Here is a 24,044-nt window from a genome sequence, read left to right on the forward strand (position 1 = left end):
CTTTTGCGAAAAGCCCGAGTCTATGTTTGCAAGCCTGATCGATTAGTTATGCAAGCCTCCTCCGAGCTTATCGAGGAGTGTTCATGCTAACCCAGGAAGAGGATCAGCAGCTGGTCGAGCGCGTACAACGCGGCGATAAGCGCGCTTTCGATCTGCTAGTGCTGAAATACCAGCACAAAATTCTCGGGTTGATCGTGCGTTTCGTGCACGACACCCATGAAGCCCAGGATGTCGCACAAGAAGCCTTTATCAAGGCCTACCGTGCACTTGGAAATTTTCGCGGCGACAGCGCGTTTTATACGTGGCTTTACCGCATCGCCATCAACACGGCGAAAAACTATCTGGTTTCACGCGGCCGTCGGCCGCCGGATAGCGATGTCAGTTCAGAGGATGCAGAGTTCTACGATGGCGATCATGGCCTCAAGGATCTCGAGTCGCCGGAACGTGCATTGCTGCGTGATGAGATCGAAGGCACCGTCCATCGAACCATCCAGCAACTGCCAGAAGATTTACGTACGGCGTTAACTTTACGTGAATTCGATGGTCTGAGTTACGAGGACATTGCGAGCGTCATGCAGTGTCCGGTGGGTACCGTGCGCTCCCGGATTTTCCGCGCTCGGGAAGCCATCGATAAAGCCCTGCAGCCGTTGTTGCAGGAAAGCTGAGACAGCGGCGACAGCCAAGAGAGGAACCGCCATGAGTCGTGAAGCCCTGCAGGAATCGCTGTCCGCAGTGATGGATAACGAAGCGGACGAACTGGAATTGCGTCGGGTACTAAATGCCTTTGACGATGTTGAAACCCGCGAGACCTGGGCCCGTTACCAAGTCGCTCGGGCAGTCATGCACAAGGACCTGCTGATCCCTCGTCTGGATCTTGCTTCGGCCGTTTCTGCTGCCCTGGCTGACGAAGCCGTACCGGTTAAGACCACTCGTGGTCCATGGCGTACCGTGGGCCGTCTGGCAGTGGCCGCATCGGTGACCCTTGCTGTTCTGGCTGGCGTGCGTCTGTACAACCAGGATGAGATCGCCGGTGTCGAATTGGCCCAGCACTCCACTCAACCGGGTCTGGCCGTTCCTCAAGTAAAAGGCCCAGCCGTTTTGGCAGGCTACAATGAGAGTTCGGAAGCCACTGGTCCTATGGCCAACGGCGTATTGCAAGGTCAGCCGGGCTGGCATGATCAGCGTCTGCCAGGCTACTTGCGCCAACATGCTCAACAAGCTGCACTGAAAGGCACTGAAAGTGCTTTGCCTTACGCTCGTGCGGCAAGCCTGGAAAACCGTTAAGGAGGATCATGCGCGCCATCCCTCTACTTACGCTGCTGGTGACTGGCTGGTTTGTTGTTCCAGCCTATGCCGATGAGGCTCAGGACTGGTTGACCCGCCTGAGCCAAGCCGAACAACAGCAAAGTTTCCAAGGCACTTTCGTCTACGAGCGTAACGGTAGTTTTTCTACCCACAACATCTGGCATCGTGTCCAGGATGGCAAAGTCCGCGAGCGTTTACTTCAGCTTGACGGTTCTGCTCAGGAAGTCGTACGCATTGATGGGCATACTCAATGCGTCAGCGGCAGCCTGGTGGCGGGGCTGGGGGATACTCCCGACTCTTCTGCTCGTGCGCTCGATCCTCAAAAGCTCAAGAATTGGTACGATCTTGCCGTCATCGGCAAGTCGCGCGTGGCTGGGCGCCCGGCGGTCATCGTTTCATTGACGCCGCGTGATCAGCATCGTTATGGCTTTGAATTGCACCTGGACCGCGAAACCGGCTTGCCGTTGAAGTCATTGCTGTTGAATGACAAGGGGCAGTTGCTGGAGCGTTTCCAGTTTACTCGACTGGATACGGCTGACATGCCGACTGAGCGTGACCTGCAAGCCACTTCCGAGTGCAAGGCTGTGACGCTCGACAGCGACAAGGCATTAGCGGTGAAAACCGCTCAGGTATGGCATTCCGACTGGTTGCCACCTGGCTTCGAGCTCAGTAGCAGTAGTGCACGCCAGGATCCGCAGACCAAGGTCCAGATCAGCAGCTTGATGTATGACGATGGCCTGGCGCGTTTTTCGGTGTTCCTCGAGCCACTGAATGGCGCGGTGGTTACCGATACACGTACTCAGTTAGGCCCGACCGTTGCGGTTTCGCGACGTCTGACCACGCCTGAAGGCGAGATGATGGTCACTGTAGTCGGCGAAATTCCGATCGGCACCGCTGAGCGCATTGCACTCTCCATGCGTGCCAATACCACTGCGGCCAAGCAGTGAGCTGATCCGATGATGCTCATCGGACAGTCGGATGGTTGTGAAAGAGGTCAGCAATTGTCCATTGCACAATTGAGATGTTGAAATGTTTGGTGAGCATTTCTATTTGCAAAATCCCCAAAAATTTTCTATAGGTCAGAGCCCCACGGCTCTGGCCTTGTTTGTTGTTCCCGGAACAAAAGTACCGGTGTATGTTTCCCGGTATTCCTTGCTCCATATCGCTTAACCATGCTCGTCGTAACGGGAGCCGTATGTCGATACCACGTTTGAAATCCTACCTCTCCATTTTTGCCGCTGTATTGGTACTCGGTCAGGCCGTCAGTGCCCAGGCGGCCGAGCTGCCTGACTTCACGCAGCTGGTCGAGCAAGCCTCGCCTGCGGTGGTGAACATCAGTACCACGCAGAAATTGCCGGACCGTAAGGTCTCCAATCAGGATCTTCCGGATCTGGAAGGCCTGCCGCCGGCGCTGCGCGAGTTTCTTGAGCGTGGCATGCCGCCACAGCAGCGTGCGCCTCGTGGTCGCCAGCGTGAAGCGCAATCCCTGGGTTCGGGGTTCATCATCTCGCCTGATGGCTACATTCTGACCAACAACCATGTGATCGCCGATGCTGATGAAATCATCGTGCGTCTTGCCGATCGCAGTGAACTGAAAGCCAAGTTGATCGGCACTGACCCACGTTCCGATGTGGCGTTGCTGAAGGTCGAGGGCAAAGGTCTGCCGGTGCTCAAATTGGGTAAATCCCAGGATCTGAAAGCCGGGCAGTGGGTTGTTGCCATCGGTTCGCCGTTTGGCTTTGACCACACGGTGACCCAAGGCATCGTCAGTGCCATTGGCCGCAGCCTGCCGAACGAAAACTATGTGCCGTTCATCCAGACGGACGTGCCGATCAACCCGGGTAACTCGGGTGGTCCGTTGTTCAACCTCGCGGGCGAAGTGGTAGGGATCAACTCGCAGATCTACACCCGTTCCGGTGGTTTCATGGGTGTGTCGTTTGCGATCCCGATCGATGTCGCCATGGATGTTTCCAATCAGCTGAAAAGCGGTGGCAAAGTCAGCCGAGGCTGGTTGGGTGTGGTCATTCAGGAAGTGAGCAAGGATCTCGCCGAGTCCTTTGGTCTGGAGAAACCGGCCGGTGCGCTGGTGGCGCAGATCCAGGAGGGTGGTCCGGCTGCCAAGGGTGGTTTGCAGGTCGGTGACGTGATCTTGAGCATGAACGGTCAGCCGATCATCATGTCAGCGGATCTGCCGCATCTGGTAGGTGCGCTCAAGGCGGGCGAGAAAGCCAAGCTTGAAGTGATTCGTGACGGCAAGCGTAAAAATGTCGATCTGACGGTTGGTGCGATTCCAGAGGAAGGCAAAGAGCTCGATGCCCTTGCCAAGCCTGGTGTCGAGCGCAGCAGCAATCGACTGGGTGTATCTGTGGCCGATTTGAGCGATGAGCAGAAGAAAGCCTTCGATCTCAAAGGCGGCGTGGTGATCAAGGATGTTCAGGAAGGTCCTGCCGCCCTGATCGGCCTGCAGCCGGGCGACGTGATTACTCATTTGAACAATCAGGCGATTGGTTCTGCCAAGGAGTTCACGGAAATCGCCCAAGCGCTGCCAAAGAACCGCTCTGTATCGATGCGGGTCTTGCGTCAGGGGCGTGCCAGCTTCATTACCTTCAAACTGGTCGAGTAAGCCGGTTAGTCACTGAATAAAAAAACGCCTCGAAAGAGGCGTTTTTTTATGGGGCAAAGAAACCTCAGCCCATCATGTCCTTGACCAGGCGCTCTTGCTCCATCAGCTCCCGTTGACGCGCATCGATGCGTGACGACAGTGGGAAGTTGGTGCCCGCGCGACGTTTGGCGAAGTCCAGTTGCTGGATCGCCTGGCGGTAGTCGCCGATCAGTGCGAAGTACTCGGCGCGGGCTTGATGCAGGCCAATGATGTTGCCGGACTGGCCACGAGTCTCGGCCACCATGTACCAGACGTCCGGATCGTTCGGGCGGTTCTTGAGCAAGGCTTCAAGGGCTTTCTCGGCGTCAGCCGGGCGGTTCTGCTTGAGCAGCAAGTCGACCCGCACCTGATTCAGCGGATAGTTGCGCGGGTACTGCACGAGCATCCGGTCGACCCGCGTCTGTGCATCCGGCAGGCGACTGTTGGCGATGTCCAGATCGACTTGCGCCAGGTTGTAGATGATTTCGTCAGGCGACTTGGCCAGCAACTGCTTGAGGTTCTCACGGGCGTCGTTGAACAGGCTGCCCTTGATCTGGGCGATGGCCAGGCCATAACGTGCTACGTCGCTTTTCGGGTTTTCATCGAGTTGGGCGCGAAAGCGTTTAGCGGCAAGACCCGGACTGTCTTCGTAGAATAACTGGACGCGCGCGCGAATCAGTTGATACGTCAGGCTGTCTTCCTTGCCGCCCGGTTTGAACTGCTCGGCGCGGTTGCGGGTGTCGGCGATCCGCGATTCGGTGACCGGGTGAGTCAGCAGGAATTCGGGCGGTTTGGCATTGAAACGGTACTGGCGCATCAGACGTTCGAACATGGTCGGCATCGAGCGCGGGTCGTAACCGGCTTTCTCGAGGTTGAGCATGCCGATACGGTCGGCTTCCTGCTCCTTCTCCCGGGAGAAGCGCAGTTGCTCCTGAATGGCCGCTGCCTGGGTGCTGGCGATGGCAGCGATACCGGCGTCGCCGGCGCCAGCCGCGGCCACGATGATCCCGCCGAGTAGGGCCGCCATCATCGGGATTTGCATACGTTGCGAAGCTTCGACGCCGCGCGCAAAGTGGCGTTGCGACACGTGTGCCAATTCATGGGCGAGTACCGAAGCGTATTCGCTTTCGGTCTGGGCATTCAGAAACAGGCCGCCGTTGACTCCGACAATCCCGCCGGGTGCGGCGAAGGCGTTGAGTTGCGGGCTGTTGATCAGAATGAACTCCAGGCGCCGGTCATTCACCTGGCTGGTTTCCACCAGTTTATAGACACTGGTTTCGACGTAATCCTTGAGCAGTGGGTCGTTGAGTTGTGACACCTGGCTGCGCAGCATCGCCAGCCATGCGCGGCCCAACTGGTATTCCTGCTGTGGCGATACGATGGCAGAACTGGCATCGCCAAGTGACGGCAGGTCGTCGGCAAAGCCCGGTGAGGCTAGCAGGCAAGCGAGCGTCAGCAGGGTGGGGCGCAGAAAAGTCATGCATGAAGCCTTAGTCGACAAAGACCTTACTGTAGCCGGACACATGCGTTGCGACCAGATATTCTAGATCACTCAATCACCTATCCGGAGTGAAGCAATGACCGACGCTGTAGAGCATGACGCCGAACTGGACGCCAGCGGGTTGAACTGTCCATTGCCGTTGCTCAAGGCCAAGCTGGAGCTCAATCGCCTGCCCAGCGGCGCGGTACTCAAGGTCATCGCTACCGATGCCGGCTCGCAACGCGACTTTCGCACCTTTGCCCGTTTGGCCGGTCATACGCTGCTTCATGAAGAAGACGAAGCTGGCGTTTATCGCTACTGGCTGAAAAAAGCCTGAATTTTGCGGCGTTCGTTGTTAAGGAATATCGATGTTCAAAGTGTTACGCGACTGGATTCAGCGCTACTTCTCCGATGAGGAGGCCGTGGTCCTGGCCGTACTGCTCTTTCTAGCCTTCACCGCGGTCCTGACTCTGGGTGGAATGCTCGCGCCAGTATTGGCAGGGATGGTGCTGGCGTATCTGATGCAAGGTCTGGTCAGCACCCTTGAACGCCTGCATTTGCCAGGTGCTGCCGCGGTGGGGCTGGTGTTCGCGTTGTTCATGGGCATGTTGCTGCTATTTCTGGTCGTGGTGCTGCCGTTGCTTTGGCATCAACTGATTGCCTTGTTCAACGAACTGCCGGGCATGCTCGCCAAATGGCAGTCGTTGCTGCTGTTGCTGCCCAAGCGCTATCCGCATCTGGTGTCCGATCAACAGGTGCTGCAGGCCATCGAGGTGGCGCGTGGCGAGATTGGCAAGTTCGGTCAGTGGGCGTTGACGTTCTCGCTGTCCAGCTTGCCACTGCTGGTGAACATCATGATCTATCTGGTGCTGGTGCCGATCCTGGTGTTTTTCTTCCTCAAGGACCGGGTGATGATCGGCCAGTGGGTCCGCGGGTATTTGCCGCGTGAGCGTGCACTGATCACCCGCGTTGCCGAAGAAATGAACCGGCAGATCGCCAATTACATTCGCGGCAAGGTCATGGAAATGGTCATTTGCGGCGGGGTGACCTACATCGGCTTCGTTACCCTGGGGCTCAACTACGCCGCGCTGCTGGCGCTGTTGGTCGGTGTTTCAGTGGTGGTGCCGTATGTCGGGGCTGTGGTGGTGACCGTGCCGGTGCTGCTGATTGCATTGTTCCAGTGGGGCTGGAGCGATCAGTTCATCTACTTGATGGCGGTCTACGGGATCATTCAGGTGCTGGACGGCAATGTGCTGGTGCCGCTGCTGTTTTCGGGGGCGGTCAATCTGCACCCGGTGGCGATCATTTGCGCAGTGCTGCTGTTCGGCGGGCTGTGGGGGTTCTGGGGCGTGTTTTTCGCGATTCCGCTGGCTACCCTGTTCAAGGCAGTGCTGGATGCCTGGCCGCGCAAGGAGCCGATAGTCGCGCCGTTGTTGTAATTACCGCTGACCTGCAGGAGCAAGGCTTGCCCGCGATGACGGTGTACCTGACACACCGCGTTATCGTTCATCGCTAGCAAGCTCTGCTCCTGCAGAACGTAAATAACTCAGGCTTTGTTCAAGGCTTGGGCCGCAGCCAATACCGCATCAACATGCCCTGGCACTTTCACAGCACGCCATTCCTGACGCAGCACGCCATTCTTGTCGATCAGGAAAGTGCTGCGATCAACCCCCATGTATTCCTTGCCATAGAGCTTTTTCAGCTTGATCACGTCGAACAGCTGACAGATGGTTTCGTCCTTGTCGCTGATCAGCTCGAACGGGAACTCCTGTTTGCACTTGAAGTTCTCGTGGGATTTCAGGCTGTCACGCGATACGCCGAACACTTCGGTGTTGGCCGCGGTGAACTGCGCATACTGGTCGCGAAAGCCCTGACCTTCGGTGGTGCAACCCGGCGTGCTGTCCTTGGGATAGAAGTAGATCACCACTTGCTTGCCCTTGAGGGCCGCGAGGCTGACGGTCTGCCCGCTGGTGGCAGGCGCTTCGAAATCGGCGACAGGTTGGTCGATAGCAACGGCCATGGGAGCTTCCTTACATTGGGTTCTGTGGGCGCCACGGTTCGATCAGCGCGTCCAGGTTCAGCGCGTCGGCAAAATCCAGGAACTGATCGCGCAGCCAGCTGATCTGCACGCCCGCCGGTAGCGTCACGGTAAATGTGGCGTTGAGCATGGTGCCGCCGGTTTGCGGTGCCTGATACGTGTCGCAGGTCAGGTTTTCCAGCTCGACGTTGTGGTCCATGAAGAACTGGCACAGCTCGTTGATGATGTCCGAGCGGTAAGCCGAACTGACATAGGCGACATACGGCAGGGCCTGTGGACGGTTTTCCAGCGCCGCGCTGCGCACCACGTTGACCGTGAAGGCGTGCTTTTTGGCGAGGCTCGACAGGCTGCCTTCAAGGCGCGCCAGCGCGTCCCAGCTACCGGAAATCTCGAGGACCAACGCACTGCACTCGCCATGACGGGTCAGGCGAGAGGTGACCACGGCACAGCGGTTTTCATGGCTGGCGCGGCACAGGACGTTAGTCAGCTCCATGGGGTTGGCGCCAAGGGCACTGATGACAAGGAATTGTTCGCGAACTGTGGGGGTGGACATGCAGCATTCCTAAAGCGATGAGCGGTCGGTACTTATCAAGGGCCGATTCGTCGGGGTGGGCGTCCGGATGCGAAATCAAAAAGCCCGAGCCAGATGGTTGCGACGAGCTCCAGTGAGGCGAGATCGGGTAGGCGGCAACGCAGGATCGGGGCTTGTGAGGCCGAAAGTGGAGGCTGGAACCCGGCGTACGAGCCTGTCGGTACTGATCAAAGTCTGAAGGGTAGCGAAAACCGGCGCTTAGGGGAATGGCGCGAGCGCAGTACTTCGCTTGTACAAGCATCTTGGCGCCAGTACCATTACCGTTCTCTTTTTCCGGCAGGAGCGGTTGCATGATTGCGGGCAGTATGGTGGCACTGGTCACACCCATGGATGCACAGGGTCGTCTTGACTGGGACAGCCTGAGCAAACTGGTGGACTTTCACCTGCAAAACGGCACCCACGCCATTGTGGCGGTCGGCACCACAGGTGAGTCTGCGACCCTTGACGTGAACGAACACATCGAAGTGATTCGTCGCGTGGTCAAGCAGGTCAACGGTCGTATTCCGGTAATCGCCGGTACAGGCGCCAATTCGACGCGCGAAGCGATCGAACTGACCACCAATGCGAAGACCGCCGGCGCCGATGCGTGCCTGCTGGTAACGCCGTACTACAACAAGCCGACGCAAGAAGGCCTGTACCTGCACTTCAAGACCATCGCCGAAGCTGTCGACATCCCGCAGATCCTCTACAACGTGCCGGGTCGTACCGCGTGCGACATGCAGGCCGAGACGGTCATCCGCCTGTCGACCGTGAAGAACATCATCGGCATCAAGGAAGCCACGGGCGATCTTTCGCGCGCCAAGGCCATCCTCGACGGTGTCAGCAAGGACTTCCTGGTGATTTCCGGTGACGACGCCACCGCAGTCGAGCTGATCCTGCTGGGCGGCAAAGGCAATATCTCGGTGACCGCCAACGTTGCGCCGCGTGACATGAGCGATCTGTGCATCGCCGCCTTGAACGGTGATGCCGTGAAAGCCCGCGCGATCCACGAAAAGCTGATGCCGCTCAATAAAACCCTGTTTATCGAATCCAACCCTATCCCCGTGAAATGGGCGCTGCATGAAATGGGCTTGATGCCGGACGGTATCCGTCTGCCGCTCACCTGGCTCAGCGAAGCCTGTCACGAACCGCTGCGACAGGCCATGCGCCAGTCCGGCGTATTGGTTTAATTGAGGAAGTACAACGCATGAAGCGAATGGCCGGACTTTCCGCACTTGCCTTGATTATCTCCAGCACCAGTGGCTGTGGATGGATCTGGGGCCCGGAAGGTTACTTCCGTGACCGTGGTAGCGATTACCTGGAAGCGCAACAGACTGCACCGATGCAACTGCCGCCGGATGTCCATACCTCCAAGCGCCTGGACCCGTTGCTGCCGATTCCGCGCAACGTCGCCGATGACACGTTCAAGGGCGAATACGTCGTTCCTCGTCCGCAGCCGTTGTCGGCGATTGCCGATGCCAGCGATTACAGCCTGCAAAAAAGCGGCGATACGCGTTGGGTCATGGCCCAGCATCCACCGGCTGAAGTCTGGCCAGTGGCTGTGCAGTTCTTCCAGGACAACGGCTTCCGTCTGGATCAGCAGCGCCCGCAAACCGGCGAGTTCACCACGGCCTGGCAGCGTCCTGACGAGCTTTCCGCGACGATGGCCAAGCGCCTGAGCAGTACCGGCGTTGGTTCTGACAGCCAGACTCGCGTGCGGGTGCGCATCGAGCCAGGCGTGCAGCGCAACACCAGTGAAGTCTATGTGGTCAGCGCCGAGCGTCCTGCCGGTAGCACCGCCGATGTCGCGTTCACCAACCGTTCGGTCAACACTGGCCTGGACGCTGCGCTGATCGACGACATGCTCGCCAGCATGAGCCGCACGTCGGAGAAGGGCGGTTCGGTCTCGATGCTCGCTTCGCGTGATTTCGATACGCCAAACCGTGTCAGCCTGACTGAAGACGGCAGCGGTAACCCGGTGCTCAACGTCGGTACCGACCTTGACCGCGCCTGGTCGAGCGTAGGTCGCGCGCTGGAGAAGGGTGAATGGCGCGTTGAAGACATCAACCGCAGCCTGGGCCTGTACTACATCAACCTTTCCGAAAAAGCCGAGAAGAAAGACCAGAAGCCAGGTTTCTTCAGCAACCTGTTCGGCAGTGCGCCGAGCAAGGAAGAAGTTGAAGCCCGCGCCGAGCGTTATCAGGTTCGCCTGAGCAAGGTTGGCGAGAACGTACAAGTGACCGTCGAGAAGAACATCAACACCGTTGCGCCGGCTGAAGTGGCGCGCAAAGTGTTGGGCGTGATTCAGGACAACCTGGGCTGATCAGATGCGTTTCGCCGTTCTCGGCAGTGGTAGCCAAGGGAATGGCACGCTGATAGCCAGTGATGACACGTACGTCCTGGTCGATTGTGGTTTCTCCTTGCGTGAAACCGAAAAACGCCTGCTGCGCCTGGGTGTAAGCCCGACGCAGTTGAGCGCGATACTGGTGACCCACGAACATGCCGACCACGTGCATGGCGTGGGTTTGCTGTCTCGGCGCTACAATCTTCCTGTCTACCTGAGTCGTGGCACCCTGCGCGGGATGCGCAAACCGGTTGAACCGGCAGGCTTTATCGCCGGTGGTGAGCAGTTGCAGATCGGCGGGCTGAGTATCGGCGTCATTGCCGTGGCCCACGATGCGCAGGAACCGACGCAGTACGTCTTCAGTGACGGTTCGCGGCGTTTCGGCCTGCTGACCGACCTCGGTTCGTATTGCGCCACGGTGCTGGACGGTTATCGGGATCTCGATGCATTGATGATCGAATCCAATCACTGCCGCGACCTGCTGGCCCGCGGTCACTACCCGTACTTTCTCAAGCAGCGGGTAGGCGGTGAACTGGGACATTTGAACAACCATCAGGCCGCAAGCCTGGTGGCCGAGTTGGGCTGGCAGGACCTGCAACACCTGGTACTGGCCCATCTGAGCAGCAAGAACAACCTGCCGCAGCTGGCCCGGCAATGTTTTGTCGACACCCTTGGGTGCGACCCGGACTGGCTGCAATTGGCCGATCAAGATTCAGGGCTCGACTGGCGACATATCGCCTAGCCCATCTACTTAGCAAGCGGAGCCCATCATGGAAAAACGTGAAGAACTCTACCGCGGCAAAGCCAAATCGGTTTACAAGACCGATGACGCTGACCGCTTGATCCTGCTGTTTCGCAACGACACCTCGGCGTTCGACGGCAAGCGCATCGAGCAGCTCGACCGCAAAGGCATGGTGAACAACAAGTTCAACGCCTTCATCATGCAGAAACTCGAAGAAGCCGGCGTGCCGACCCAATTCGACAAACTGCTGGGCGACAACGAGTGCCTGGTGAAGAAGCTCGACATGATCCCGGTCGAGTGCGTCGTGCGTAACTACGCCGCCGGCAGCCTGGTCAAGCGTCTGGGTGTCGAAGAGGGCATGAAGCTCAACCCTTACACCTTCGAACTGTTCCTGAAGGACGACGCCAAGGGCGACCCGTTCATCAACGAATCCCACGTCGTGGCATTCGGTTGGGGCAAGGCCGAGCAACTGGTTCGCATGAAAGAACTGTCGCTCAAGGTCAACGAAGTCCTGAGCAAACTGTTCGACGATGCTGGCCTGCTGCTGGTCGACTTCAAGCTTGAATTCGGCGTGTTCCACGGTGAAATCGTCCTCGGCGACGAGTTCAGCCCGGACGGCTGCCGCCTGTGGGACAAGGCCACCGGCAAGAAAATGGACAAGGACCGCTTCCGTCAGGGCCTCGGTGACGTCATCGAAGCCTACGAAGAAGTCGCCAAGCGCCTCGGCGTACCGCTGTAATCGACGCAAGCATCTGATAGCACGGAAAAAATTTCACTCAGGGGGTTCGCTTCCGCTGAATGTGCTGTTATGATGCGCGCCGTTGGAGAGATGCCAGAGTGGCCGAATGGGACGGATTCGAAATCCGTTGTACCTTCACCGGTACCTAGGGTTCGAATCCCTATCTCTCCGCCATTACATAGAAAAAGCCCCCGTAGCTGAAAAGTTACGGGGGCTTTTTCGTTTCTGGCGTTTTGTTTGCCACATGTCCAGCGCCGCTTCAGCGTTCGCCCAGCGCCTCTTCCTGCGGGGCAGTCTCTGTTTTGAACAGCAGCCAGACCAGGCAGAAGCTGATGCTGTAGATCGAGGTCATGATCATCATCGGGTAGACGCTGCCATCCGAGAGTTTGCCGATGACGAAGCCGCACACCGCGGTCATGGCCATCTGGATAAAGAAAAACAGCCCTGAAGCGGTGCCGGCTATGGCCGAGAAGGGTTGCAGTACCGCCAGTTGGCAGGCGGGGATGGCGATACCCACCGAGAGCATGATCAGCAGCATCGGGCAGACGATCGACAGCAGCGCCTCGGGCCAGAGCCGGGTGGCCATGGTCAGTAGCAACGAGCCCACCAGATTCAGGGCGATGGCGTAGCTGATCAGAGTATCGGCATCGTGTCTGACGGACAGGCGGCGGAACAGATTGGAGCCCAGCACATAACCGGCCACGGTGACGGCGAACACTTGGGCATATTCCATTGAGGACAGGCGCAGGGTGCGTTGCAGCAGGGTCGAGGACTCGGCGATAAACGGAAAATAGGTGCAGTACACGCAACCTATGGCCAGGGAGTAGCGCAGGAAATAGCGATCGCGCAGCAGCCGCGCGTAAATTCGCAGGGTGCTTTGCTGGCGCGTATCGGGCTGGGCGGACGGACGGGTTTCCGGCAGCAGCAGGCTGATCAGGGTCAGCGTTAGCGCAGCAATCACGCTCAGGATGGCAAACACTCCACGCCAGCCGAAGGCGGTTTCGATAAGGCTGCCGATCATCGGGGCCACCATCGGCGAAATGGCCATGCCCATGGAGATCCGGCTGAGCAGGCGGGTCTGTTCATGGCGGTCGAAACGGTCGCGGACCATGACCCTGCCGATCACCGTGCCGCAGCAGCCACCGAGGGCCTGGAGCATCCGGGCGACGATCAGCACCTCGACATCGCGGGCGAGCGCGCACATCAGGGTTGCCATCAGGTACAGCGCCGTGCCGCCGATCAGCACTGGCCGCCGACCAAAATGATCGCAGAGCGGGCCGCCAATCAACATCGAAAAGGCGTACCCGACCATGTACAGGGTGAGGGTCAGTTGCAGTTGGGCATCGCTGGCACGCAGGGCATCGGCCATCGCCGGCAATGAGGGCAGGTAGATGTCGATGGTGACGCGTGGCAGGCAGACGACCACCAGCAACAACGCCGACCAGATCCAGGGCGCCAGGTTAGATTTTACAGGCATGGGTTATTCCGTAGGGGCGAGCATGACATCCAGTGGCAAGTCAGGCTCGGGCCGCCAATGGTTGCGAGGGTGAATTCGGGGAGGGTGTAGAAGCCATTGCGTTCTTGGGTATCCGTTACAGGACCGTGACGTTAAGCGCTTTGTGGTTTAATTCCGAGAGCCATTAATTAGTATTTCGACTGGACCACTATGAGCCGAGGAAAGGTTTCCGTTCCCCTGGATCTGCCCCAGCCCGGTAGCCTGAGCGATGGCAGCCGGGTGTTGACCAAACAGGAAAGCGCCTATGAGGCATTGCGCGGCGCGATCCTGGAAAAACTCCTGCCCGCCGGTAGCCAGTTGCCTTCTACGCGAACCCTGGCGCAGCGCTGGTCGCTGTCCCGGGGGACCGTGGAAATGGTCTTCGACCGCTTGCGCAGCGAAGGTTATGTGACCCGGGTGTCGGGCTCGGGGACTCGGGTCAGTGCGGTGGTGCCCGATCTCTTTATTCGCGCGCCGCAGGCCCGGGCGGCTCTCCAGGCACGGGAGCAGCAGACGCCAGCAGCACCGCCGCCGGCGCTGGAGATCGCGGTCAGGGTAGGGCAGCCTTTCGTGGCGCGCCTGGCGGACCCGGCGCTGTTCCCCATTCGCGTGTGGTCGCGGGCGGTTGCCAAGGCCATGGCCGAGGCCTCGGCGCAGTTGCTCTGTTCGCCAGACCCCGGCGGCATGCTGGCCCTGCGCGAACAGATTGCCGATTACCTGGCCAAGTACCGTGGCATCCGCTGCAAGCCTGATGACCTGATCGTGACCACGGGCATTCGCCACTCCCTGGACCTGGTGGCCCGCAGCGTGGTGACGCAGGGTGACAAGGTGTGTGTCGAAGATCCGGGTTACCTGTCGGCGAAAAGGATCTTTTCCATGGCTGGAGCGCGGCTGGTGTATATCCCGGTCCTCGAAGATGGTATCGACGATGGGGCACTGCGCGAGCACGGCGATGCCCGGTTGGTTTATGTCACGCCCGCGCACCAGTCGCCGCTCGGGGTGACCCTCTCGGTGTCGCGGCGCCTGGCCCTGCTGGACTGGGCCAGCCGGACCGATGCCTGGGTGGTGGAGGACGACTACGACAGCGAATTCAACTACAACAGCGCGCCACTGGCAGCCCTCAAGTCCCTGGACCGCGATGACCGGGTGATCTACTGCGGCAGCTTCAACAAGACCTTGTTCGCCGGGCTGCGCGTCGGTTTCATGCTGGTTCCCGGGGCGTTGCGCAATCGCCTGCTGGCGACCCTGCAGACCACCGGCCGCTCCGTTGGGGTCACCGAGCAGGCGGCGCTGGCGGAATACATGAGGAGCGGGGCGTTCGTGCGCTACCTGCGTTCGGCGCGCCAGGCCTATCAGGAACGCCGTGACGCGCTGCTGGCCTGTCTGGCGGAACAGGCGTCGGGAGGTTATTCGGTTTCCGGGCAACATGCCGGTCTGCACTTCGTCCTGGAATTGCTGGCGGGCAGCGACGAATCCGACTTCTGTCGCCGTGCCAGCGCCATCGGACTGGCCTTGCAACCAGTCAGCGAATTCTGTCAGGAGGTGCGACGGCCGGCGGCGGTGATGATCGGGTTCACGGCCCTGAGCCTGTCGCAGATCCGCTTTAGTGGCCGCAAGCTCGGACAGTTGCTGGCCGGGCAGGCGGTTCTTCTCGCATCAGGCTCAGGCGTCGTCGATTCTGGCTGCCGGCGCGCTACTGAAGACTTCCAGCGCTTCGGCGTATGACATATCAGGCTGTACGCAATACATGAAAGCCCCGTAGCTGAACACGCTACGGGGCTTTTTCGTTTTTGGGTTTATGGCTTGGCGCGCGCTCCGCGGGCCGTGCTTATTCGGCGCTTCTCTCATGATGGCTGGAGACGAATTGCCGAAAGCGTTCGGTGGGCAAGCCTTCGAATAGTTCCGTCGGTGTACCCTGCACATCGATGAGGCCGCCATGCATGAACACCACCCGATTTGACACGTGTCGGGCAAAGCCCATTTCGTGCGTGACCACCAGCATGGTGCGGCCTTCTTCAGCCAGAGAGCGCATTACGCGCAACACCTCTCCAACCAGTTCAGGGTCAAGTGCCGAGGTTGGTTCGTCGAACAACATGACCTGTGGATTCATTGCCAGTGCGCGGGCTATCGCTACGCGTTGCTGCTGGCCACCGGACAGGTGCGCCGGGTAATAGTCGCGGCGATCGTACAGGCCGACCTTGTGCAGCAGGGCTTCTGCTTCCTCAACGCATTCGGCACGGGAACGTTTGAGAACCCGCATCGGGCCTTCGATGACGTTTTGCAGCACCGTCATGTGCGACCAGAGGTTGAAGCTCTGGAACACCATACCCAGGCAGCTGCGCATGCGCTCGACCTGGCGGCTGTTGCTCGGTGTCTGGCGGCCGTCGGCATGCTGCTTCATTTCGATCACTTCACCATTGACGCTGATGATGCCTTGATCGGGTGTTTCCAGGAGGTTGATGCAACGCAGGAAGGTACTTTTACCTGATCCACTTGCACCGAGGATCGAGATCACGTCGCCCTTGTGGGCTTCCAGGGAAATGCCTTTGAGGACATGTGCGCTGCCGAAGGACTTCTGAATGTTAGTTACCGACAAGGCTGAAGCGGGCTGAGTGCTCATGGCATGCTCCGTATCAAATCAGGAATGGGAAGGCAGCGAGGGGCTGGCTTTTTTGATGGCGTCAACTGGCCGCTCACGCAAGTGCGGCGAGAGGCGATACTCGAGCCAGGCGACAGCGCGGACGACCAGGAAATTCAGCACCAGATAGATCAGGGCTGCGCAAATGAACACTTCCATCGTGCGATAGGTACGCTGGATGATCTGCTGCGCGACGCCAGTGACGTCCCACACAGTCACCAGGCTAGCCAGAGCCGTGGACTTGACCAGCAAAATGGCTTCCGTGGAGTAGGCCGGCAGGGCCTGGCGCAGGGTGACCGGAGCAATGATCCGGAGTAGCAGTTCCCAAGGCGACATGCCCACGGCCTTGCCCGCCTCGATTTGCCCTTGTGGCACGCTAAGCAGCCCACCGCGAATAATTTCGGCGGTGTAACCGGCGGTACACAAGGCCAGTGAAAGCACCGCGCAGCCATAGGGCGATTTGAGCAGTACCCAGGCGAAGCTATCGCGAATGGCCGGGAACTGGCCCAGCCCGTAGTAAATCAGGAACATTTGAATCAGCAGCGGCGTACCGCGAAACAACATGATGTAGAACCGCGCCGGATAGCTGAAAAACCACCAGCGGCTGACCCGCAGGCTGACAATGCCGACAGACAGGGTAAGGCCGATCACCAATGAGCTGAAAAACAGCGTCAGCGTTGTGGGCAGCGCTGCCAAAAGCTTGAGCATGGTGTCAGCGAGGAACGGAAAATCGATCATACGTAGCGCTCCCGACTCGAACTAGACTGGACTGCGCTGCCGCGTGCGACGCACACGAGCCTCAGCCATATTGAAAAGCCGACCGGACAAGCCGGTTAGAATGAGGTACACGGCGCCCCCGATGATGTAGAACGTGAAATATTGACGAGTGGAACCGGCCGCAACCTGGCTGGCACGCATCAATTCCACCAGGCCGATGACCGAAATCAGCGCCGAGTCTTTCAGGCTCATTTGCCAGACATTTCCCAGGCCGGGCAGCGCAAATCGCAGCACCTGGGGGACCAGAATCCGTTTGAAGCGCATCGCGCGGGACATGCCTATGGCCAGGCCGGCTTCCAGTTCGCCTCGCGATACCGCGAGAAAAGCGCCACGGTAGACTTCAGCCTGATAGGAGCCGGAAATCAGCCCGACTGCCAACGCGCCGACCAGAAAAGGTGGCACGTCGATGTAGCCTTCACCCCCGAACCAGTGGCCAACCGCCGTCACCACACTGGCTCCGCCAAAGTAGAACAGGTAGATCACCAGCAACTCGGGGATCCCCCTGAACAGTATCGAATACAGATCCCCCAGCCAGCGCAAACTGCGTCGACGGGATAGCTTGGCAGCCGCGACCAGGCTGCCAAATACCGCACCCACCAGCAGCGCTGCCAGGGTCAATATCACGGTCATGCCCGCTGCCTTGAGCAGCGCCATTCCCCAGCCTGAGTCACCAAAACTGAGTAGCTGCAAGAGGTTCATAGAGGCTCCCATTCTTGAGAAGGTTTAAGCAGCCCGGCAGCCTTAACGGTGCCGGGCAATTCAGGGGTCAAGACTTAGGTGTGAGGTCTACTTTGAACCACTTCTCGCTAAGTGTCTTGATCGTGCCGTCAGCCATGGCTTCCTTGAGAGCTGCGTCGAACTTGGCTTTGAGCTCAGGGTCTGTCTGGCGGAAGCCTAGAGCTTCCCCTTCACCCCAGATCGAGCCTTTGATGACCGGGCCGGTAAAGGCCAGCGGTTTGTTCTCCGGCTTGTCCATCACCGAATTGAAAAAGGTCACGTCATCGAATGCGACGTCAATGCGGCCGGCCAGCAGGTCGAGAATGGCTTCGGCCGAGCTGCCGTATTCACGAATGGTCGCCACATCCTTGAAGTTCTGATCAATGAATGACGTGTAAATGGTGCCGGAGGCGATACCAATGGTCTTGCCCTTGAGTGCCTTGCGCAGCTCTTCAACGCCGGCGCGTACTTCCTTGGCGTCGGTACCCAGTGTGATGGCGGCTTCGGCACCGGTTTTGCCCGGCAACAGATCGGCTTTCAGCGCAACGAAACTGGCAGGTGTCTGGGCGTAGGGAATCGAAAAGGCCATTACCTTTTGGCGCTCTTCGTTGATGACAATGGCGTCCATCAGCATGTCGAATTTACCGGCATTGAGGCTGGCGATCATCCCGTCCCAGTTCTGTACGACAATGTTGCACTTGAGCTTCATGCGCGGACAGATGATATCCATCAGCTCCGGTTCGAAGCCGCCAATTTTTCCGCCTGGCAGAGTCACGTTCCAGGGCTCATAGGCGCCCTCTGTTGCAATATTCACCGAAGTCCATTCTTTGGCCTGCAGTGCCGGAGCACAGGCGAGAACCATTGCACTGAGCGCTACAGAACCCAACCAGCTTGATTTCTTCGACATCTTGATAATTCCTGCCTAATCAATGGAGTGTTGCGATCTGATCCGGCTCAGGCCGAATCTCCTGTGCGGGTATGCACAACTATTTTTGTGCATACCATACAAAGCAGTAAAAACCAGCCAGGCAGCGGGCGAGCAAGCCTGTGCACGGCATTGCGCTACAAGTGAAATAGTGGAGAGGCAAAGAGGTTCTCGTGACTCTTACGCACACATACTTACTTGTACATACAAGGCTATGCAATCAAGCGGCCAACTTATTGGATCGCTTTTCTATAAAGCTCAGGTTTGGTGGGAATGGCTTTGGGACAAGGGTTTGGCGGGAGGCAATTTTTTTTGAGAGACTTTGCGAAGGTGTGACGGTCGTTACTTGAGTGTGGAATTGCGCTATGCCGGGGCGCTCGGTAACAAATTGAGAGATGTTGGTGCGCGATGGGGAACGATTGGGTGAGTGCTTTGGTGGCGATTATCCGCCGCAGCCACTTATGAATGGCTGCGGCTTGGCACGCTGCTTGGGAATCGATTTTAGTGCAGGCTCGGTAACGCGGTTTGCAGCAATTGCGGATCTTTCAACACGCTTGCTGCACTGGCGATATCTGGCGCCAGCCAGCGGTCCTGGTCGTAGGCCGGAACGCGCTCGCGCAGCAGTCGCCAAGCGACCTCCGTGCCTGCACCGAAGCATGGCCCCTTGAGAAAGTCGGCCTTGAGAAATTCGAAGGCCTGGGCCGCCAGCAGATACTCGATAGCGAGGATCTGCGTGCAGTTTTCCAGCGCCCGATGCAGCTTCAGTGCAGCGTTGGTGCCCATGCTCAGGTGGTCTTCCTGCAGACCCGATGTGACGTAATTGTCGAGCACCGCCGGTTGCGCCAGCTGACGATTTTCCGCACACAAGGAAGCGGCAACGTACTGGACGATCATCATTCCAGAGTTAACCCCAGGGTTGCTCACCAGAAATGCCGGCAAGCCACTGACGTGCGGGTTGATCAAACGGTCCAGGCGACGCTCGGCGATCGAGCCGATCTCCGCCATGGCGATCGCCAGCAAGTCGGCAGCCAAGGCCACCGACTGGCCGTGCGGGTTGGCCTGAGACATCACCCGGTAGTTATCCGGTGTACCCAGAAGCAGGGGGTTGTCGGTGGCGGAGTTGAGTTCGGTTTCGATCTGCCGGGTCGCGTGGTCAAGTTGATCACGGGCCGCACCATGTACTTGCGGGATCGAACGGATGCTCAGTGCATCTTGAGTACGAATGCCCTTGCTGCTGGCAATTACTTCACTGCCATCGAGCAGGCCGCGCAAGTTGATGCCGACTTGCTGCATGCCCGGATGTGGCTTGAGGGCGATGATTTCAGCGTCGAATGCGTCGATCTGACCGCGCAGGGCTTCGAAGCTCATGGCACCGATCACGTCTGCCCACTGGATCAAGCGGGTTGCATCGGCGAGGGCGAGGCAGCTCAGGCCGGTCATGCACGGCGTACCGTTGACCAGGCACAGCCCGTCTTTTGCGCCCAACTGCACCGGCTTCAAGCCTTCTTCAGCCAAAGCTTGCTGCGCAGGGACGATCTGCCCGCGATAACTGACCTGGCCGACCCCCAGCAGACTGATGCCGATATGCGCCATGTGAGTCAGGTAGCCGACCGAACCCTGGGACGGTACTTGTGGGGTAATCCCGCGATTGAGCAAGGCCAATAGCGCTTCGACCACTTGCCGATGCAGACCGGATTTGCCGTGGCTGTAATTTATGATCGCCGCGCACATGATCGACCGCGTCTGCTCATCGGTCAGTGATGCACCGACGCCACACGCGTGGCTAAGCAATGTATTGCGCGACAGTTGGCTCAGTTGTTCGCCTTGCAGCGAGACATTGCAGAGCGCGCCCAAACCGGTATTGACGCCATACGCGCGCTCGCCGCTGACGACGATGTGCTGGACGATGGCCTGGGCATTGTCGATCCGTGCCCAGGTTTGAGCCGACAATTCAAGCACAGCACCGTGCCGGGCAACTGCGACCACATCCTGCCAACGCAACGGCGCATCGGCGATAACAATTTTTTTAGCCTGTGACATGTGAAGCCTCACGCAAGGGTTGTTGTCGAGTTACACCTGTGGCCAGAGGATTCGGCCCCTGGCCACATTGGATACACGTCGTCCGGAAAAGCTCATTTCAAGCAGGTGCGGCAGGACGCTGAACGAAGCGATCAACCTATTCGTCAGCAGACGAGTCAAGGATCCCTTTCGGCGCACCAATCTGAATCAACCGGCCGTCCTTGAGAATCACGACGCGGTTGCCGATGCACACGTCTTTGTTGTGCGCGGCCTTGCTCTACAAGCAAGGCGGTGGAGGTGAAGAGGTTCCCCCGACTCTTGTGCACACACGTTTACTTGTACATACAAGAATATGCAATCAGGCGGCCAACTTGTTGGATCGCTGTTCAATAAAGCACAGGGTTTAACTGGAACGCTTTTGGGGCAAGGGTTTGGCCGGAGGCGATTTTTTCGGAAGGTTTTGCGAAGGCGTGCCGGCTGTTACTTGAGCGTGGAGTTACGTCGCGCCGGGACGTTCGGTAACAATTGGGTGTGCTTAGGAAACGGCTGCAAACCAGAGCTGAAATTTGATTCACCCCCCCTCTTTGGGACTGAATGGTTTGAGCTGGAAGGTGTCCCCGTCGAGCAATCACATCGAGTCAATCGCAGCCGTTGCGCAGAGGAATGCAGCACCGCTACGCGAAGTCGCTGAGGATCACCGAGTCGATGGTGATGTCGCCACGCATCGCGAGGTTTTCCAGAATCTGCGTAAAGGCCCGGGTTCAAGCTCTTGGAAAAAGTATCGAGTATTTTGGCGTTGGATAAGCGAGCGCTGAAAATATCCCCCCTTTCATTGACCGCTTCCCTTCCAAGGCGCATTTCTTGTGATGATATCATTGAGCCATTAACTCAACTCTATTATCCTCCTCGCGTTTTCAGGGACAGTCGCCGACACTCCGGCCTTCATTCGCAGACCCTGATACGACGTTTACCGTTACTCGCCCCTTTTTGGACATCAAGGATCGACCATGCTCCGTTTGCTTTCTATCTCCCTGTTTGCCCTTGTTCTCACTGGCTGTGCTTCATCAGCCAAGGTCGAGAATATGCAGGTCAATCCCGCGCAAGCACAAACCTATGACGTTGCGCTTCGCGACAACATGAAAGTCGACAGTGTCGGCGGCGGCAGCACGACCAACCCGCTGTGGACTTCGCAGATCGAAAGCGCGGACTTCCGTTCGGCGCTCGAGCAATCGTTGAGCAACGCTGGCCTGCTGGGTAAGAACAGCAAGGCAAACTACGCCCTGCGCGCCAATCTGGTAAGCCTCGACCAGCCGCTGATCGGCCTGAACTTCACCGTCACTTCGATGGTTGAATACAGCCTGGTAGAGAATGCCACGGGCCGGGTGATCTGGACCGACAAGGTCAAGGCTCCCTTCACCGCCGGCGTCGGCGACTCGTTCTTCGGTGTGAAACGCCTGCGACTGGCGAACGAAGGCTCGGCACGGGAGAACATCAATGAACTGCTCAAGCGCCTGGCCGGGTTGAAGCTCGGCGCTGGTCAGGTGTCGCTGGCCCAGTAAGAAAGCATTTGTCCCCGTTATTTTGGGGGCGAATCCCTATCTCTGCGCCATACCTATAAAAAGCCCCCGTAGCTGAAAAGTTAGGGGGGGCTTTTTCTTTTTTGAGGTTATTGCTTGGCGCGTTCGCTTGCGGGCGACGGCTGCGCATCCAGACGTCGTGCAATCACATCGAGCAAGTCGCAGCCATCGCGTAGAGGAATGCAGCAGAGCTGCGCGAAGTCGCTGAGGATCACTGAGTCGGTGGTGATGCCGCCGCGCATCGCGAGATTTTCCAGAATCTGCGTAACGGCCCGGATTCGATAACCGGCCGTGTCGAGCAGTACGTGCAATTTCAGATACCCATCGGTGATGGGCGAAAAAAATGTGCCGAACTATCAACAAGATTTTTATCTTTCACCCGCCCCTAATTTTCAAGGACCGTATCCGCATGGACGCCAGCTCTACCTTTTTCCGCCACCCGGTTGTGTTGGGCTTCTCGCTGCTGGCCCTGAGTCTGACCGGTTGCAGCTCCAGGCCGATCCCGCAGGAACCCAAGGTGCACCCGGGCCTGGCCGTCTTCAATGAGGCCCTCACGTTGCCCGTCCTGGAGCACTCCATTGTGCGCGAAGGCGACAAGGTGACCTACTTGGTCACGCGAGTGGGCAACACTGCGATCTATGCCAGGTTCAATGCGTCCTGCAAGCAGGGTCCGAACAGCATGTTCTATCCCACCCGTAACGGTTTGAGCGCGTTTACCGACCAGCCAATGACCAGCACTGCTTTGCCGGCGGAGCAAAGTCAGCAGTTGCAGCACAGTGCGCAGTTGCAACAGGTATGCACACAACGTCCCACGCCCGATTGGCGGATGCTGGAATTAGCCGAGGATCAGGATTGGCTGATGCTTGACCGCAATAGCCTGCAACAGGAAGGCGGACTACTGTATGTCTGGGCCGGCCGCGATTATCGGCACTACCTTATTGCCAGCGACGGAGCCGCGCTGATAGCTCAGAGCCAGGAGCGACTGGCCTTGGACTGCAAGCAGCAAACGGTCACTGCACTAAGCCAGTTCATGATCGATGGCTCGCACGAAGTCTCCAGCGGCAAAGTCGAAAGGCAGGCTGTGCCGCAACCGCTGATGCAGGCTTCGGCCGACCGGCAACGCGTGTTCAAGACCGCTTGCCTGCCGCAAGCGGAGCTGGCCAGGTTGCCTGTCTTCAACGCACGCCAAACCTTGCCGCCGGTCATCAGCACGCCGACGGTTGCACCGTCAGTCGTAGCGGCCATCCAGGCCTTGGACCTGCCCACGCCGGCCAGGCCCCTGCGCCACCTGGGATATCGCTATGACATGGTGATGTTTAACGGGGCTAAACTTGGCGACTTCTCCAAGGAGGTCTTCATCAGCACCGACAGCGCCTCGGGGCAAACTCTGGTGCAGCCAGTGGACTTTGTGCTCCCGCCTGCGATCAACCTGACCTTCCGTGGCTTGTTCGATCTGGCCAGCCACAACATCGACAAAGAAACCGGCAAGGAAGTGGCGGATTCGCGGCCCCTGGTCGACCTGAGCTTTCAGGGTGACTGGCGCAACTTGCCGCTCAAGACCCAGGTCAGCTATATCGAAACCCGGGCAGAGCCTGCCAACGCTGACGGCAGCCCTTCGCACAAGACCAGTGAACCCAGGACTGTGACCTGCCAGATCGTCCGCGAACAACCTGCCAGCGCCTTGCATCCGACTCTGCTGGGCTCGGCCAAGCTCCTCAATTGCACCAAGATGAAAGCCCGCGGGCTGGATTGGACCGATCTGTCCTGGTACCTCGCCGACTATGGACAGTTCGTTCATGTTCTCGAGAACAGTCCGGTAGGTCTGTGGAAGTGGCGCATCGAGTCGGTGCGCTGATAAGCCCGGAAGCATGACGCCATGACATCCAGTGTTGGTGATGGCGAATGATGAAAACGCCGCTTGTCTCGACATGAGAAAGCGGCGTTTTACTTGGTTTTCACCGTAGAGTTTGAAATAAAAAAGCTCTGGTCTCCGGCTTAAGTGAACAGAATGGCGGGTAATGCCGGGTTTTTTATTG

At 58.5% G+C, this 24,044-nt stretch carries 23 protein-coding genes, 1 tRNA gene and 1 pseudogene; 14 read left to right on the forward strand and 11 right to left on the reverse strand.

From position 1 onward, the window contains the following. Positions 1–83 precede the first annotated feature (83 nt). The 4 genes from rpoE to AABM55_RS07510 all read left to right on the forward strand — a co-directional run bounded on the left by rpoE (position 84) and on the right by AABM55_RS07510 (position 3,928). Entirely contained in the window at positions 84–665 is a 582-nt protein-coding gene (rpoE, locus tag AABM55_RS07495; RefSeq protein WP_019692537.1) for an RNA polymerase sigma factor RpoE, read from the forward strand. A gap of 31 nt (positions 666–696) precedes the next feature. Then, positions 697–1,284, forward strand: a complete 588-nt coding sequence (locus AABM55_RS07500) for a sigma-E factor negative regulatory protein (RefSeq protein WP_054596107.1) — start codon at positions 697–699, stop codon at positions 1,282–1,284. An 8-nt stretch (positions 1,285–1,292) separates the two neighbouring features. Then, entirely contained in the window at positions 1,293–2,252 is a 960-nt protein-coding gene (locus tag AABM55_RS07505; RefSeq protein ID WP_054596108.1) for a MucB/RseB C-terminal domain-containing protein, read from the forward strand. Between the two features lie 248 nt (positions 2,253–2,500). Further along, positions 2,501–3,928 (forward strand): DegQ family serine endoprotease, encoded by a 1,428-nt coding sequence (locus AABM55_RS07510; protein WP_054596109.1) that lies wholly within the window; start codon positions 2,501–2,503, stop codon positions 3,926–3,928. A 64-nt stretch (positions 3,929–3,992) separates the two neighbouring features. Here AABM55_RS07510 and AABM55_RS07515 read toward each other — a convergent pair whose 3' ends face one another. Further along, positions 3,993–5,426: a M48 family metalloprotease gene (locus AABM55_RS07515; protein WP_103319989.1), complete on the reverse strand. Its 1,434-nt coding sequence runs from the start codon at positions 5,424–5,426 to the stop codon at positions 3,993–3,995. A gap of 97 nt (positions 5,427–5,523) precedes the next feature. Between AABM55_RS07515 and AABM55_RS07520 the strand changes: the two genes are divergently transcribed. Together AABM55_RS07520 and AABM55_RS07525 are read left to right on the forward strand one after the other, a co-directional pair. Beyond that, a complete protein-coding gene (locus AABM55_RS07520) occupies positions 5,524–5,763 on the forward strand; it encodes a sulfurtransferase TusA family protein (RefSeq protein WP_054596111.1) in 240 nt (79 codons plus the stop codon). 31 nt (positions 5,764–5,794) lie between these two features. After that, on the forward strand, positions 5,795–6,865 hold the full coding sequence (locus tag AABM55_RS07525; protein ID WP_347929226.1) for an AI-2E family transporter: 1,071 nt from the start codon (positions 5,795–5,797) through the stop codon (positions 6,863–6,865). 107 nt (positions 6,866–6,972) lie between these two features. Here AABM55_RS07525 and AABM55_RS07530 read toward each other — a convergent pair whose 3' ends face one another. Next, positions 6,973–7,446, reverse strand: coding sequence for a peroxiredoxin (locus AABM55_RS07530; protein ID WP_347929227.1), 474 nt, complete (start codon positions 7,444–7,446; stop codon positions 6,973–6,975). Positions 7,447–7,456: 10 nt separating this feature from the next. Continuing rightward, the gene (locus tag AABM55_RS07535) at positions 7,457–8,017 is read right to left on the reverse strand and encodes a glycine cleavage system protein R (protein ID WP_019692529.1); all 561 of its coding nucleotides are present in this window, start codon (positions 8,015–8,017) and stop codon (positions 7,457–7,459) included. 329 nt (positions 8,018–8,346) lie between these two features. Between AABM55_RS07535 and dapA the strand changes: the two genes are divergently transcribed. The 5 genes from dapA to AABM55_RS07560 all read left to right on the forward strand — a co-directional run bounded on the left by dapA (position 8,347) and on the right by AABM55_RS07560 (position 12,034). Further along, positions 8,347–9,225: a 4-hydroxy-tetrahydrodipicolinate synthase gene (gene dapA, locus AABM55_RS07540; protein WP_054596114.1), complete on the forward strand. Its 879-nt coding sequence runs from the start codon at positions 8,347–8,349 to the stop codon at positions 9,223–9,225. Between the two features lie 17 nt (positions 9,226–9,242). Beyond that, positions 9,243–10,358 carry an outer membrane protein assembly factor BamC gene (bamC, locus tag AABM55_RS07545; protein ID WP_054596115.1) on the forward strand — a complete coding sequence of 372 codons (1,116 nt, stop codon included), beginning with the start codon at positions 9,243–9,245 and terminating at the stop codon, positions 10,356–10,358. A 4-nt stretch (positions 10,359–10,362) separates the two neighbouring features. Further along, positions 10,363–11,121 (forward strand): MBL fold metallo-hydrolase, encoded by a 759-nt coding sequence (locus AABM55_RS07550; protein ID WP_054596116.1) that lies wholly within the window; start codon positions 10,363–10,365, stop codon positions 11,119–11,121. Between the two features lie 28 nt (positions 11,122–11,149). Next, on the forward strand, positions 11,150–11,860 hold the full coding sequence (purC, locus tag AABM55_RS07555) for a phosphoribosylaminoimidazolesuccinocarboxamide synthase (protein ID WP_019692525.1): 711 nt from the start codon (positions 11,150–11,152) through the stop codon (positions 11,858–11,860). A gap of 84 nt (positions 11,861–11,944) precedes the next feature. Further along, positions 11,945–12,034 (forward strand) — tRNA-Ser (locus tag AABM55_RS07560). 85 nt (positions 12,035–12,119) lie between these two features. On the opposite strand, the gene AABM55_RS07565 is transcribed toward AABM55_RS07560, so the two are convergent. Beyond that, complete coding sequence (locus tag AABM55_RS07565) at positions 12,120–13,337, reverse strand: multidrug effflux MFS transporter (RefSeq protein WP_347929228.1); 1,218 nt, start codon at positions 13,335–13,337, stop codon at positions 12,120–12,122. 189 nt (positions 13,338–13,526) lie between these two features. Between AABM55_RS07565 and AABM55_RS07570 the strand changes: the two genes are divergently transcribed. Next, entirely contained in the window at positions 13,527–15,080 is a 1,554-nt protein-coding gene (locus tag AABM55_RS07570) for a PLP-dependent aminotransferase family protein (RefSeq protein WP_347929229.1), read from the forward strand. A gap of 103 nt (positions 15,081–15,183) precedes the next feature. Here AABM55_RS07570 and AABM55_RS07575 read toward each other — a convergent pair whose 3' ends face one another. From AABM55_RS07575 to AABM55_RS07600, 6 genes and pseudogenes are all read right to left on the reverse strand, one after another. Continuing rightward, complete coding sequence (locus AABM55_RS07575; protein WP_054596118.1) at positions 15,184–15,975, reverse strand: ABC transporter ATP-binding protein; 792 nt, start codon at positions 15,973–15,975, stop codon at positions 15,184–15,186. Positions 15,976–15,993: 18 nt separating this feature from the next. Then, complete coding sequence (locus AABM55_RS07580) at positions 15,994–16,731, reverse strand: ABC transporter permease (RefSeq protein WP_054596119.1); 738 nt, start codon at positions 16,729–16,731, stop codon at positions 15,994–15,996. 21 nt (positions 16,732–16,752) lie between these two features. Next, positions 16,753–17,469: an ABC transporter permease gene (locus AABM55_RS07585; RefSeq protein ID WP_054596120.1), complete on the reverse strand. Its 717-nt coding sequence runs from the start codon at positions 17,467–17,469 to the stop codon at positions 16,753–16,755. A gap of 67 nt (positions 17,470–17,536) precedes the next feature. Next, the gene (locus AABM55_RS07590) at positions 17,537–18,394 is read right to left on the reverse strand and encodes a transporter substrate-binding domain-containing protein (RefSeq protein ID WP_347929230.1); all 858 of its coding nucleotides are present in this window, start codon (positions 18,392–18,394) and stop codon (positions 17,537–17,539) included. A 519-nt stretch (positions 18,395–18,913) separates the two neighbouring features. Next, positions 18,914–20,452 (reverse strand): histidine ammonia-lyase, encoded by a 1,539-nt coding sequence (hutH, locus tag AABM55_RS07595; RefSeq protein WP_347929231.1) that lies wholly within the window; start codon positions 20,450–20,452, stop codon positions 18,914–18,916. A gap of 656 nt (positions 20,453–21,108) precedes the next feature. Continuing rightward, a pseudogene (locus tag AABM55_RS07600) lies at positions 21,109–21,186 on the reverse strand (short-chain dehydrogenase); the annotation flags it as partial. A 252-nt stretch (positions 21,187–21,438) separates the two neighbouring features. Between AABM55_RS07600 and AABM55_RS07605 the strand changes: the two are divergent. Next, positions 21,439–21,990, forward strand: a complete 552-nt coding sequence (locus tag AABM55_RS07605; protein WP_081013753.1) for a hypothetical protein — start codon at positions 21,439–21,441, stop codon at positions 21,988–21,990. 107 nt (positions 21,991–22,097) lie between these two features. Here the strand turns inward: AABM55_RS07605 and AABM55_RS07610 are convergent, their stop codons facing one another. Then, entirely contained in the window at positions 22,098–22,340 is a 243-nt protein-coding gene (locus AABM55_RS07610) for a short-chain dehydrogenase (protein WP_347930003.1), read from the reverse strand. A gap of 77 nt (positions 22,341–22,417) precedes the next feature. Between AABM55_RS07610 and AABM55_RS07615 the strand changes: the two genes are divergently transcribed. Further along, positions 22,418–23,863, forward strand: a complete 1,446-nt coding sequence (locus AABM55_RS07615) for a hypothetical protein (protein ID WP_347929232.1) — start codon at positions 22,418–22,420, stop codon at positions 23,861–23,863. Positions 23,864–24,044: the final 181 nt, after the last annotated feature.

The organism is Pseudomonas helvetica (genome assembly GCF_039908645.1).
GTDB lineage: Bacteria > Pseudomonadota > Gammaproteobacteria > Pseudomonadales > Pseudomonadaceae > Aquipseudomonas > Aquipseudomonas helvetica.